The following is a 12,539-nucleotide window of genomic DNA, read 5'->3' as shown; positions in this document are numbered from 1 at the left end:
GCTTAAGCGTCGCTGGGTTTGCCGCTAAACGAGGAGATGGGCTTGTCCACCTCCTCCTCCATCCGGCGCGAAAAGGCCTTCATGCCGTTAAGCAGCGGCATGAGAGAGTGCCAGAGCTCGTCGTCATGCAGCATTTTCCAGGCACCGCGCGCCCCCGGTGCACTGCCGTTCGCGCTTTGCGACTGCTCTTCCTCATGGCCTTCGCGGCTCAGTTCGGCCATAAAATCCCGCAGGCCGAAGGCGAGCTTGTACATGCGCTCCGGCGGGATGGTAGAGAGCGCCATCAGCAGCACGGAGATATTCTGAATAACGTTCAGCGAGCCTTTGCGGCTCAGGCCGTCGACAATCACCTTGAGCCAGTCGTTGTTGCTGGCCACCATGTCATTGGCCAGGCGCAGCACGCCATGCTCATGCAGCGTCTGCAGCAGACGCTGTAGTTCTTCCTCGGCGGTGGGGCCGATGACTGGCGGCTCCACCTGATAATCAATCGCTTTAGCCATTAAAATTTCTCCGGATGCGGGGCCTGTTCAGGCGGTAGACGATAGTCGTCGCGCTGCCACTTCTCCTCAACCTGCACGTGCGGTATCGGCGTGCGATTGCCGTAGCGGAAGTTGTGCCGCGGCAGTGGGGAAGGGTGCGGCTCGCGTGAAAGCTTCTCCAGCCGGATAGCGATCTCTTTATAGGCCGGGGTGTTGACGTCCGGGTCGTGATGTTCGCCCGTCAACAGGTTAATGCCCGGCTTGCCCTGGTGAATAGAGATAAACAGCGTGCCGCCCGCCACGCGATCGGTGACGACCACGGGCACTTCGAGCGAGCCGCGCCGCGAGGTGAGTTGCACCCAGTCGCCCTCTGCAAGGCCACGCTCGGCGGCAAGCTCAGGGCTAATTTCCACAAACCAGTCCGGTGACAGGGAGGTCGTGCGCCCACCGCGCCCGCTCTGGTTGGTTGCCTGGAAATGCTCCAGCATGCGGCCGTTGTTGAGCGTCAGGTCATACTGCTGATCGGGGACTTCCTGCGGCGGCTGCCACGCAAGCGGGTAAAGCACAGCGCGCTTGTCGGGAAATTTAAAACCGTCGGTATACAGCAGTGGCGTGCTCTCGCCATCGGGCTTCACCGGCCAGAGCTGCGAATTCCACCCCTCCAGCCGCTCATAGCTCACGCCGGCGAAAAGGGTGGCGATGCGCGCCGCTTCGGCCATAATCTGCGACGGGTGCGTATAGCCCCAGTCGTGTCCCATACGGGCGGCAAGCTCGGTGAGAATGCGCCAGTCCGGTCGACTATCACCAAGCGGCTTCAGCGCCTCGTAAAAGCGCTGAATGCGCCGCTCGGTGTTGACGTAGGTGCCCTCTTTTTCCACGCTGGGGCAGGCTGGCAGCACTACGTCGGCGAACTGCGCCGTGCGGCTAAAGAAGAGATCCTGCACCACCAGAAAATCGAGGTTGGTAAAACCCTCGTGAACGCTGGTGGTGTCGGCGTCGGCAAAGGAGGTCTCTTCGCCAATCACATACATGGCGCGAATTTGTTTCGTGCGCGCGTGTTGAACCATCTCGAAGTTATCCGAGCCCGCCTCCAGCGACAGCCGCTCCGGCTCGACGCCCCAGGCGCGCGCCCACTTCTCGCGCACGCTCTCATCGGTTACCGACTCGTAGCCGGGGTAGTAATCTTTCAGGCAGCCGAAGTCGCTTGCCCCCTGCACGTTGTTGTGGCCGCGCATCGGGTAGCCGCCGGTGCCGGGCCGGCCATAGTTGCCGGTCACCAGCAGCAGGTTAGAGAGCGCGGTGCTGGCATCGGCACCGTGGCTGTGCTGGGTAATACCCATCGCCCAGACGATGCAGACGGCGCTTGCCTTGCCGATCAGCTCGGCGGCGGCAGTGAGTTCTTCAACGGCAAGCCCCGTGATCTCCGCTGCGAATTCCAGCGTGAAGGGCGCCAGCGACTGGCGATACTCCTCCACCTGGTTGACCCGCTCAGCCAGAAACGCCTCGTCGGCATAGCCGTTATCAAACATATAGCGGGCCATCGCCGAGGCCCATACCATGTCAGTGCCGGAACGGGCGCGCAGGTGCAGGTCGGCGCGCTCGGCCATCTCATGACGGCGCGGGTCGACGACCAGCAGCTTCTGGCCGTGATGCTTTTTCGCTGCTTTTAGCTTTGCGGCGATAACCGGGTGGTTTTCAGCTGTATTGCTGCCGACGATGATAACCAGGTCCGCCTTCTGCAGATCCTCTATCGTGCCCGCGTCGCCGCCGTAGCCTACGGTGCGGAATAACCCTTGGGTAGCAGGGTTCTGACAGTAGCGGGAGGAGTTATCCACGCTGTTGGTGCCGATAATTAGGCGAGCGATCTTCTGCGTCAGGTAGGCCTCTTCGTTGCTGCCTTTGCTGGAGCCGATAAAGCCGATGCTCTGCGGGCCGTGCTGGTCACGAATATGCAGCAGGCGGCGCGCCACCAGCTCCAGCGCTTCGTCCCAGCTCGCTTCGCGAAAGCGGTCGTTTTCACGAATAAGCGGCGTGGTGAGACGCTCTTTATCGTTAATAAAATCCCAGGCAAACTTGCCCTTAACGCAGGTAGAGATGCCGTTGGCGGGGGCCTCGGCCATCGGCTGCACTTTTAGCACGTGACGGTCGCGGGTCCAGATCTCAAAGCTACAGCCTACGCCGCAATAGGTGCAGACGGTTTTGGTGCGCTTGATCTCCGGCTGACGCCAGTGCATGTCCATCACCGAAATACCGGTGACGATTTCCGCGCCGGTGCTGTTTTCTACCGCCTTCACCAGATCGATCATGGGCCGCTTAAGCGACTGTTTCATGCTGGTAAACGGCCCGGCGTCCGGCTGCATGGTTTTCTCAAGCAGCGCATTGCAGGGGCAGACGGTGACGCAGTGGCCGCAGCTAACGCAGCTCGATCCGGCGATGGTTTCGCCGCCATCCCACAGCACGCGCGGGTGTTCCATGGTGTAGTCGATGCTTAGCGTTTCGTTCACTTCTACGTTCTGGCACGCCTCTACGCAGCGGCCGCAGAGAATGCACTGGTCGGGATCGTAGGTGTAGAACGGGTTGGAGTGATCTTTCACGTAGGGCTTGCGCTGGTATTCATAGCGCTGAATGGGGATATGCATATCCGCCATGGTGTTGTGCAGCGTGCAGTCGCCAGTATTGTGTTCGCAGACGGTGCAGTAGAGCTCATGCTTCGCCAGCAGGCGGTCCATTCCTTCGTGCTGTGCCGCCTCGGCAAGCGGCGTGCGGCTGACTATCTCCATGCCTTCGGCGCTTTTAAGCGTACAGCCGCGCACCAGTTCGCCATTGTACTCCACCCAGCAGACGTCGCAGGTTTGCATGGGTTCTAGAGAGGGGTGATAGCAGACATGGGGCAGTTTCAGGCCGCCCGCGGTCAGAAAATCGATTAGCGGGACGTTCGACGGGCCAGTAACCGGCCTCCCGTCGTAAAACAGGGTACACAGGGGTTCGCTCATTTTACTTCCTCAACCTTGCCAATCGCTATCGGCAAACCGCACCGCAGCAGAGTGAAGGCGTCTTTTCCCGCAGGACGCGCCTTCGTTATTGTCGTTTAAAGGTAGCTATGGTTAAGAGGGATCGCCAGGCGAGGGAGGTTTTCCTGACGGCGCCACCTGCCGCTACAGGTGGCGCATTTTTAGTCAGAACGTTTCTTGTGGGATCAGCGTTTGAGCAGGCGTTTTGAGCAGCACCCACAGCAGGATAGCGCCGACCACGTCGAAGCCGGAGAGCACGGCAAACAGGGGGCTAAAGCCGACGGTATCGGCCAGCGCGCCCACCACCAGGGCAAACAGGGTGCTCGCCGTCCAGGCCGCCATGCCGGTAAAGCCGTTAGCGGTCGCTACTTCGTTGGAGTCAAACATATCTGAAGAGAGGGTAATCAGCGCTCCGGAGAGCGACTGATGGGCAAACCCACCGACGCACAGCAGACCAATCGCCACCATCGGGCTGCCGAACAGCCCTACCAGGCCGGGCAGGATCATCAGCGCTGCGCCCATCGTCACCACCAGTTTACGGGAGACGATAATGTTAACGCCGAACAGTTTCTGGAACATTCCCGGCAGATAGCCGCCCACGATGCAGCCTACGTCGGCAAACAGCATTGGGATCCAGGCAAACATGGCGATATCCTTCAGGCTAAAGCCGTAGGTGTGTACCATAAACAGCGGGATCCAGGCGTTAAAGGTTCCCCATGCTGGTTCGGCTAAAAAGCGCGGCAGCGCGATGCCCCAGAACTTACGCTGTTTCAGCAGATGGCCAATGCGCACCTTCTCCACATGCTCCTTCTCCGGCTGTCCACCGGTGATGTAGAGGTACTCTTCTTTGGAGAGGGATTTAGCCTTTGCCGGACGGTTATAGGTGAAGTACCAGCCCACCGCCCACAGCACGCTGGAGACGCCGACAATGATAAAGGCCAGCCGCCAGTCGCGCATAAAGATCGCCCAGGCCACCAGCGGAGGCGCAATCACTGCGCCAATAGAGGAGCCAACGTTAAAGTAGCCCACCGCCACCGAGCGCTCGCGATCCGGGAACCACTCGGTCACCGCTTTCAGTCCGGCGGGGATCATCGCGCTTTCGGCAAAACCGCCGAGACCGCGGAAGAACGCCAGCCCCGTCCAGCTGGTAGAGAACGATGCGCCGATGCAGAACACGCCCCACAGCACGCCAAAGATGGTGTAGCCCATTTTGGTGCCGAGTGAATCCAGGATATACCCTGCGATTGGCTGAGCAATGGTATAGCAGGCGGAGAAGGTAGCAATAATCCAGGAGTATTGCTGCGTAGTGATGTGCAGATCGTTTTGTAGCGTGGGGGCCGCCGCCGAAATGGTGTTTCTGGTTAAATAGCAAAGAACGGTACCGAGCGTCACCAGCGAAACCATAAACCAGCGCATATGACCTGTTTTGCGCATACATACCTCTTTTTTAATGCAATAGACTGGCTGACCGCTGCAAGGCAGCAGGCAAAAAATCGAATAGAGATAGAGAGGAAACGCGGCGCTACATAGAGCGTCGGTGAGTTATCAGCGCCCGGTCCTGGGCTTGTATTTGTTATCTTGCTCACACTTCGCAGGCATGATGAACCGTTGTTTCACTATTTTTTGTGATCTAACTCAATTTAGGCGGCAAGTCGTGCCAGAGGCGTTTTGGTGTGTGATCGGCATCACACTTTAGAGGTAGGCAAGCGGTAGGTCGGGTAATGCGAAGCCGCCACCCGGCGTAAGAGAGAGTGAAGACTCTATCGCCAAAGGCGGATATAAAATCATCTGGCAGGGCTACTTTTTAGCAGAGCGTTTTATCCATGCGGCGCGCATGATGGGCATAAACGTCGGCGGGATGATACCCATTTTCGGTAGTGGGATTGTGACCGTGACGCCAGGTGATGAATGAAACCACACGTCGTTAAAAGGCAGTTTTTGAAGCCTGTTCAGATCGAACTTAGTCGGAACTTCTAGTCCGGCCGTATCCAGTTGGTCATCAATGACAAACTCACCGTCGTAAACTTTACCGATCTGAGACGTTCCATAGGTGATAAGCACCGCGTGAAGGTCGGTAAACACGTTCAGGACAAGCCCAAGACGCGGATATGGCCCCGGGTTGCCTAAGTCCTCATCATGAGGAAATTTGCACCAGAGAATATCTCCAGCTGCCGGTAAAGGATTAAAGTTATGAGCCATATGCTTCCTGCTTATTTAAATAATGGCGAATCCAGGTCTTCGTCTGTGATTTCCATGCCAGACAGTCGGGTAATGGTGGCGTGCTGTTTGTCGGTCAGCGGGCCGTTATCCAGTTCGTAAGCCGGTAATACGTCGTGTGCCAGGTAGCGCAACGCTTTATGAACGAGTTCAGTCTGGTTAAGCTCCAGCGCCTCCATAAGGCGAGTGAAGGTTTCTTCGCTTACGCCGTACTCGTTGTCACGTGCGCGCAGCTGGAAAAGGAACTTTTTCGGCGCAGCCGGTGCAGGGGTTTCCGCCTTGCTTTTAACGTTGCGTGGACGGCGTTTAGCGGTCGCAATCGCGTTAGTTGCAGAACCAGGAGCCATGATTTACCTCTCTCTTGTGACTATATAGAAAGTATATAACAGAAGTGTGATATTTTCTATATAGATTGTATATGGCCAAAATGAGCCTCGTAGTTTCATCTCTCACACTCCACCGTCGCGCTACCGTAGCGTGAGGCGAAGTATGGTAATGTCATGGCATAGCGAGTGACGGTAAGGAGTTCTGATGTGAAGCGCACTATCGGCGGGGTACTGTTTCTTCTTTTCGCGCTGTGCCAGTCGGCTCATGCAATCAACACTGAAGGGCTACAGGCCTTCCTGAAGCAGGAGGAGACACGGTTGCCGGGTAAGATTGGCATGTCCATCTTCAACGCCGACGGCCAGCCGATTTTTGGCTATCGCCAGAGCGAACGCTTCCCGTTAACCAGCACTTTTAAAGTTCTCGCCTGCGCCGCGCTACTTGATCGTCTGCACAAGACCGCTGGCTTGCTGGATGAGACGGTCACCATTAAACCTGACGAGCTGCTGAGCTACTCTCCGATCACCAAAAACTACGTTGCTCCGGCGGCCATTACGCTGCAAACCCTGTGTTCGGCGGCGGTGAGCTATAGCGATAATACCGCTGGCAACAGCATTCTGGCTTACCTTGGCGGTCCTGATGCAATAACGCGTTTTATGCGTGAGAGTGGCGACGACGTTACTCGACTGGATCGCACCGAGCCGACGCTCAATGAGGCCACGCCAGGGGATGCGCGCGATACCTCCACGCCGGAACGTATGGCATCCGGGCTGCATACGCTGCTGGCGACGCCGCGTTTAACTGCGCCGCACCGGGAGATGCTGGAGCAGTGGATGCGGGATGACAAGGTGGCCGACAACCTGCTGCGCGCCGCTCTGCCCGAGGGCTGGGCCATCGCGGATAAAACGGGTGCAGGCGGCTACGGCTCAAGGGCGATTATTGCTGCGGTGTATCCCAAGGGGGCACAACCTGTCTATATGGCGATCTACATTACTCAGACTGATGCCGAAATGAAGGTGAGCGACGGGGTGATTAAAAGGATTGGGGAGCGGGTGTTTCGGTGATCGGGAAGTAAGAGAGATAACGCGAAAGGAGGTACGCTGCCGCATGCATAAGAAATTGAAGATTATGGGTCTTGCCGTCGTGTTGGTTGGCGGCGTACTGATATATGCCACGCCATACATTAAGATGGAGTTTGCTGGGAGTGCAACGTATACCGAGCAGAATGCAAGAGAATACCTTTTTTATACGCCAGAAATACTAAAAAAGATGCCGCGCATTTCTGGCCGCTATGAATTTGATTTTGCTAATATCACTGGGCCAGCTAAACATGTACATGCAGTAAAATTCTATGGTACCAGTGATGTCAGTAAAATTGATTCATATCTGGAATCCATTGGTTATAAAAAGCAGAAGGAATGTGATATAGACGCCTCATGCTGGCGAGGTTCTGACAAGCAGGAAACCGTTTATGTAGGTATGCTTAATGGCGAAAAAACGATCTTGGTACAGGTAGTAACTGATTTTTCAAATGATTAACAGACGGTTTAAAGTACTCCATCAGGAAATTAATCGCGCAGGTTAACAACGCCAGTAACTTACTGGCGTATCGTGATAATAGTTATTTACATCCGTCCATACTTCTCATTATGGCTTCTCTACCACCGATACAACAATCGTTTCCGGCTTCGGCACGACACCGACTGATACTGTTATTTTCGGATCTTTCCCCTGCCAGCATTCACCCTCAATATCACAGACACCAAGACGGGTATATCCATTTTCTGCAAGATAAGTATCAATCCTGCTGATATCGGATGTACCATAAAACTTTACATCATAAATAAGCAGATCCGGCCCGGAAACGTTAGAGTAGCCGAACTGATATGTTTCAGATACACGCGGTAATTTTTTTAAAAGATCAGGAGTGAAAAATTCGTATTGTCTTTTGTCCTGCTCTGTATAGTTAGCACTTTCAGCAAAATCCATTTTAACGTAGGGCCACACGTAAACTAAACCTACAACAATAGCGATCAGAGCTATGAGTAAAATCTTGGTAGATGTTTTCATATTATTGGTGCTCCCTTTTTAAACTCTATAAAACTTCCATCGCGTGATGAGATACCAACATTTCCTGATTTCCAGTCATTAAAAGGGCAAATAGTTTTCACGAAAAAACTCTTTATCCCTGGTTTTCAGTGAGGAAGAAATAGATGGTGATAAAGTTTATCTGCTTTTTATTTGATTTGTCTGCACTTAAAATGCCATATGTGTAAACTCAAATATAGAGCAAATGCTTTACCATAAAGCCAAGAAAAAGTGATAAAAATGTTACAGGTAAGGGATTAACTATATCTAATTAAGATATAAGATTTACCAGAAGGAAGCGAAGGAATTTTGGCGGAAGATCACAGGAGTCGAACCTGCCCGGGGCCGCTGGCGGTCCCAACTGGATTTGAAGTCCAGCCGCCTCACCGGAGACGACGATCTTCCGCGCCTGCATTGCTACATGGAGGCGGGCGCATTATAGCTACTTTCCCGCCTTTACACACATCTATTAGCGCTTTTTTCACTGTCCCGTTTCGTTGCCACCCTCCATTTTGGTTAAAACCCTATAGTTTCCGAAAGTTACAAACAAACCCGCCGGTTTAGCCTACCGGGATCACAGAAAACAAGAATCGTAATTTGATAACCAGAAAACGGAATACCCGCGCCAGGAGGGATGGTTTACAACGGCTTTAACCGGTCTCAGAACGCTTTGTTACTGAAGGATAAGAGGAATGAACAGTCAGATTATCTCTGTGAAGGAGAAGATAGGCTACGGCATGGGCGACGCCGCCAGCCATATCATCTTCGATAACGTCATGCTGTACATGATGTTTTTCTACACTGACATCTTTGGTATTCCCGCTGGCTTTGTTGGCACCATGTTCCTGCTGGCCCGCGCGCTGGACGCTATCTCCGACCCCTGCATGGGACTCATTGCTGACCGTACCCGCAGCCGCTGGGGCAAGTTCCGCCCGTGGATTTTGTTCGGCGCTATCCCCTTCGGTGTCGTCTGCGTGCTCGCCTACACCACGCCGGACCTCAGCCATAACGGCAAGCTGATCTACGCCGCCGTGACCTACACGCTGCTAACGCTGCTCTACACCGTGGTTAATATCCCCTACTGCGCCCTCGGCGGGGTGATCACTAATGACCCCACTCAGCGCATCTCGCTCCAGTCCTGGCGCTTCGTGCTGGCAACGGCGGGCGGCATGCTCTCCACGGTGCTGATGATGCCGCTGGTGCATCTCATCGGCGGGGATGATAAAGCGCTGGGCTTCCAGGGGGGCATCGCGGTGCTCTCGGTGGTGGCGTTCCTGATGCTCGCCTTCTGCTTCTTTACCACCCGCGAACGTATCCAGGTGCCGCCGAGCACTACCCCGATGCGGGAAGACCTGCGCGATATCTGGAACAACGACCAGTGGCGCATCGTCGGTTTCCTGACGCTGCTAAACATCCTCGCGGTCTGCGTGCGCGGCGGGGCGATGATGTACTACGTCACCTGGATCCTCGGCCAGCCGGAGACGTTCGTTGCCTTCCTTACCACCTACTGCGTCGGCAACCTGATCGGCAGCGCGCTGGCGAAGCCGCTCACCGACTGGAAGTGCAAGGTCAGCGTCTTCTGGTGGACCAACGCGGCGCTGGCGGTGCTGAGCGTAGCGATGTTCTTTGTGCCGATGAGCGCCAGCCTGACTATGTTTGGTTTTATCTTCGTGATTGGCGTTCTGCATCAGCTGGTAACGCCGATCCAGTGGGTCATGATGTCCGACACCGTCGACTACGGCGAGTGGTGCAACGGTAAACGCCTGACCGGGATCAGCTTCGCCGGCACGCTGTTCGTGCTGAAGCTGGGCCTGGCCCTCGGCGGAGCGATGATCGGCTGGGCGCTGGCGGGCGGCGGCTACGATGCGGCGGCAAAAGCGCAGAACGGCACCACCATCACCATTATTATTGCCCTCTTTACCCTTGTCCCGGCGGTCTGCTATCTGCTGAGCGCCATTATTGCCAAACGCTTCTACACCCTGAAGACCCCTTTCCTGACCGCCATGATGCAGCAGCTCGCCGTGGGCGCACGCCGCAACCAGCAGGAGTTTGACCAGGAATCGATCGGCAAAGAATTAACGCATTAAAAGGAACAGACCATGAAAATCAGTGATGGAAACTGGCTTATTCAACCCGGCCTTAACGTGATCTCTCCCGTGCAGGTCTTTGACGTGGAGCAGCAGGGCAACGAGCTGTTGATCCACGCCGCCCCGCGTGACGTCCGTGAGCGGACGTGGCAGCTGGATACGCCACTCTTTACCCTGCGCCTCTTCTCGCCGCAGGAGGGCGTGATCGGCGTGCGGATGGAGCACTTCCAGGGCGCGTTGGATAACGGCCCGCACTACCCGCTGAACCTTCAGTCAGACGTAGAGATCGAGCTGCAAAACAGCGAGGCGTTCGCATCCCTGACCTCCGGCAATCTCACCGCGCGGGTCACTAAAGGCGAAACCTGGTCGCTGGATTTTCTCCGTAACGGGGTGCGGATCACCGGCAGCCAGCTGAAGAACAGCGGTTACGTGCAGGATGCGCATCACGGTAAAAACTACCTTTTCGAGCGACTGGATCTGGGCGTGGGAGAGGCTGTCTATGGCCTGGGCGAGCGCTTTACCGCCCTGGTGCGCAACGGCCAAACGGTGGAGACCTGGAACCGAGACGGCGGCACCAGTACCGAGCAGTCGTACAAGAATATCCCCTTCTACCTCACCAATCGCGGCTACGGCGTGCTGGTGAACCATCCCGAATGCGTCTCCTTTGAGGTGGGATCGGAGAAGGTGTCGAAGGTGCAGTTCAGCGTTGAGGGTGAGCACCTTGAGTACTTCGTGATCGACGGCCCAACGCCGAAAGAGGTGCTTAACCGCTACACGCAGCTCTCCGGCCGCCCGGCGCTGCCGCCTGCATGGTCGTTTGGTCTCTGGCTCACCACCTCGTTTACCACTAACTACGATGAGGCCACGGTAAACAGCTTTATCGACGGCATGGCCGAGCGCAATCTGCCTCTGCACGTCTTTCATTTCGACTGCTTCTGGATGAAAGCCTTCCAGTGGTGCGATTTTGAGTGGGACCCGGTGACCTTCCCGGATCCAGAGGGGATGATCCGCCGCCTGAAGGCGAAAGGGTTGAAAATCTGCGTCTGGATCAATCCTTACATCGGTCAGAAGTCCCCGCGCTTTAAGGAGCTGAAGGAAAAAGGCTACCTGCTCAAACGCCCTGATGGCTCGCTCTGGCAGTGGGACAAGTGGCAGCCGGGGCTGGCTATCTATGACTTTACCAATCCCGAAGCCTGCCGTTGGTACGCCGACGAGCTGAAGAAGCTGGTGGCGATCGGCGTCGACTGCTTCAAGACCGACTTTGGTGAACGGATCCCTACCGACGTACAGTGGTTCGACGGATCCGATCCGCAGAAAATGCACAACCACTATGCCTATATCTACAACGAACTGGTGTGGAACGTGCTGAAAGAGACGGTGGGCGAGCGCGAGGCGGTGCTGTTTGCTCGCTCTGCTTCAGTCGGGGCGCAACAGTTCCCGGTGCACTGGGGCGGCGACTGCTATGCCAACTACGAGTCGATGGCGGAAAGCCTGCGCGGCGGGCTATCGATTGGCCTCTCCGGGTTTGGTTTCTGGAGCCACGACATCGGCGGTTTTGAGAATACTGCCCCGGCGCATGTCTATAAACGCTGGTGCGCGTTCGGGCTGCTCTCCAGCCATAGCCGCCTGCACGGCAGCAAATCCTATCGCGTGCCCTGGGCCTATGACGAAGAGTCCTGCGATGTGGTACGCCACTTTACCCAGCTGAAGTGCCGCATGATGCCCTATCTCTATCGCCAGGCGGCGCTGGCCCGTGAGCAGGGTACCCCGATGCTGCGGGCGATGATGCTGGAGTTCCCGGACGATCTCGCCTGCGACTACCTTGACCGCCAGTATATGCTCGGCGACGCCGTGCTGGTCGCACCGGTCTTCTCCGAGGCGGGTGACGTGCAGTTCTACCTGCCGGAGGGGCGCTGGACGCACCTGTGGCGCAACGATGAGCTACAGGGCAGCCGCTGGCACAGACAGCAGCACGACTTTATGAGCCTGCCGGTCTATGTACGCAGCAACACGCTGCTGGCGCTGGGAAGCAATGACCAGCGGCCGGACTATGCGTGGCATGAGGGCACCGCCTTCCAGCTCTTTGCCCTGGAGGAGGGGCATGAGGCCATCTGCGAGGTGCCGGGTAACGACGGCGCGGTGGTGTTTACCCTGAAGGCGACGCGCGAGGGCAATACGCTGCACGTAGTGGGATCTGGCGAGGCACAGCGCTGGACGCTTTGCCTGCGCAACGTGCAGCAGATTGGCGGCGTGCAAGGCGGCACATCGGCTGGCAGCGAGTGGGGCGTGGTGGTGAGCGCCGAGGGGAGCACCCTCACCATCGAGCTGTAGGC

General features: G+C 56.4%; 10 protein-coding genes and 1 tRNA gene. 4 read left to right on the top strand and 7 right to left on the bottom strand.

Annotated features, from left to right (window positions below; genetic code table 11):
• Positions 1 to 2: 2 nt before the first annotated feature.
• From WFN61_RS18430 to WFN61_RS18410, 5 genes are all read right to left on the bottom strand, one after another.
• The gene (locus WFN61_RS18430) at positions 3 to 500 is read right to left on the bottom strand and encodes a DUF1641 domain-containing protein (RefSeq protein ID WP_257758827.1); all 498 of its coding nucleotides are present in this window, start codon (positions 498 to 500) and stop codon (positions 3 to 5) included.
• On the bottom strand, positions 500 to 3,472 hold the full coding sequence (gene fdhF / locus WFN61_RS18425) for a formate dehydrogenase subunit alpha (RefSeq protein ID WP_337039061.1): 2,973 nt from the start codon (positions 3,470 to 3,472) through the stop codon (positions 500 to 502). Before fdhF ends, WFN61_RS18430 begins: the two co-directional genes overlap by 1 nt.
• Positions 3,473 to 3,655: 183 nt before the next feature.
• Entirely contained in the window at positions 3,656 to 4,924 is a 1,269-nt protein-coding gene (locus WFN61_RS18420; protein ID WP_144818348.1) for an MFS transporter, read from the bottom strand.
• A gap of 363 nt (positions 4,925 to 5,287) precedes the next feature.
• Complete coding sequence (locus WFN61_RS18415) at positions 5,288 to 5,689, bottom strand: hypothetical protein (RefSeq protein WP_337039059.1); 402 nt, start codon at positions 5,687 to 5,689, stop codon at positions 5,288 to 5,290.
• An 11-nt stretch (positions 5,690 to 5,700) separates the two neighbouring features.
• Positions 5,701 to 6,054, bottom strand: a complete 354-nt coding sequence (locus tag WFN61_RS18410; protein WP_144818352.1) for a hypothetical protein — start codon at positions 6,052 to 6,054, stop codon at positions 5,701 to 5,703.
• A 186-nt stretch (positions 6,055 to 6,240) separates the two neighbouring features.
• On the opposite strand from WFN61_RS18410, the gene bla reads away from it, so the two are divergent.
• Together bla and WFN61_RS18400 are read left to right on the top strand one after the other, a co-directional pair.
• A complete protein-coding gene (bla, locus tag WFN61_RS18405) occupies positions 6,241 to 7,095 on the top strand; it encodes a class A beta-lactamase (RefSeq protein WP_436880906.1) in 855 nt (284 codons plus the stop codon).
• A 43-nt stretch (positions 7,096 to 7,138) separates the two neighbouring features.
• Positions 7,139 to 7,570: a hypothetical protein gene (locus WFN61_RS18400; protein WP_144818356.1), complete on the top strand. Its 432-nt coding sequence runs from the start codon at positions 7,139 to 7,141 to the stop codon at positions 7,568 to 7,570.
• A 108-nt stretch (positions 7,571 to 7,678) separates the two neighbouring features.
• Here WFN61_RS18400 and WFN61_RS18395 read toward each other — a convergent pair whose 3' ends face one another.
• Both WFN61_RS18395 and WFN61_RS18390 read right to left on the bottom strand, forming a co-directional pair.
• A complete protein-coding gene (locus WFN61_RS18395) occupies positions 7,679 to 8,101 on the bottom strand; it encodes a hypothetical protein (RefSeq protein ID WP_312632899.1) in 423 nt (140 codons plus the stop codon).
• A 328-nt stretch (positions 8,102 to 8,429) separates the two neighbouring features.
• Positions 8,430 to 8,524 (bottom strand) — tRNA-Sec (locus tag WFN61_RS18390).
• Between the two features lie 287 nt (positions 8,525 to 8,811).
• Here WFN61_RS18390 and WFN61_RS18385 point away from each other — a divergent pair.
• Positions 8,812 to 10,206: a glycoside-pentoside-hexuronide family transporter gene (locus WFN61_RS18385; protein ID WP_144818368.1), complete on the top strand. Its 1,395-nt coding sequence runs from the start codon at positions 8,812 to 8,814 to the stop codon at positions 10,204 to 10,206.
• A 12-nt stretch (positions 10,207 to 10,218) separates the two neighbouring features.
• Complete coding sequence (gene yicI, locus WFN61_RS18380; protein ID WP_337039055.1) at positions 10,219 to 12,537, top strand: alpha-xylosidase; 2,319 nt, start codon at positions 10,219 to 10,221, stop codon at positions 12,535 to 12,537.
• Positions 12,538 to 12,539: the final 2 nt, after the last annotated feature.

It is taken from the genome of Pseudescherichia sp. AS216 (assembly GCF_037152055.1).
In the GTDB taxonomy this organism is placed as follows: Bacteria; Pseudomonadota; Gammaproteobacteria; order Enterobacterales; family Enterobacteriaceae; genus Pseudescherichia.
The sequence above is the reverse complement of the archived record's forward strand: the minus strand, read 5'-3'. Positions and strand labels throughout refer to the sequence as shown.

Excerpts from the sequence above, each read along its gene's own strand:
- WFN61_RS18430 (WP_257758827.1), bottom strand. The coding sequence starts at position 500 with ATGGCTAAAGCGATTGATTATCAGGTGGAGCCGCCAGTCATCGGCCCC.
- WFN61_RS18395 (WP_312632899.1), bottom strand. The coding sequence starts at position 8,101 with ATGAAAACATCTACCAAGATTTTACTCATAGCTCTGATCGCTATTGTT.
- yicI (WP_337039055.1), top strand. The coding sequence starts at position 10,219 with ATGAAAATCAGTGATGGAAACTGGCTTATTCAACCCGGCCTTAACGTG.
- WFN61_RS18400 (WP_144818356.1), top strand. The coding sequence starts at position 7,139 with ATGCATAAGAAATTGAAGATTATGGGTCTTGCCGTCGTGTTGGTTGGC.
- WFN61_RS18420 (WP_144818348.1), bottom strand. The coding sequence starts at position 4,924 with ATGCGCAAAACAGGTCATATGCGCTGGTTTATGGTTTCGCTGGTGACG.
- WFN61_RS18415 (WP_337039059.1), bottom strand. The coding sequence starts at position 5,689 with ATGGCTCATAACTTTAATCCTTTACCGGCAGCTGGAGATATTCTCTGG.
- fdhF (WP_337039061.1), bottom strand. The coding sequence starts at position 3,472 with ATGAGCGAACCCCTGTGTACCCTGTTTTACGACGGGAGGCCGGTTACT.
- WFN61_RS18410 (WP_144818352.1), bottom strand. The coding sequence starts at position 6,054 with ATGGCTCCTGGTTCTGCAACTAACGCGATTGCGACCGCTAAACGCCGT.
- WFN61_RS18385 (WP_144818368.1), top strand. The coding sequence starts at position 8,812 with ATGAACAGTCAGATTATCTCTGTGAAGGAGAAGATAGGCTACGGCATG.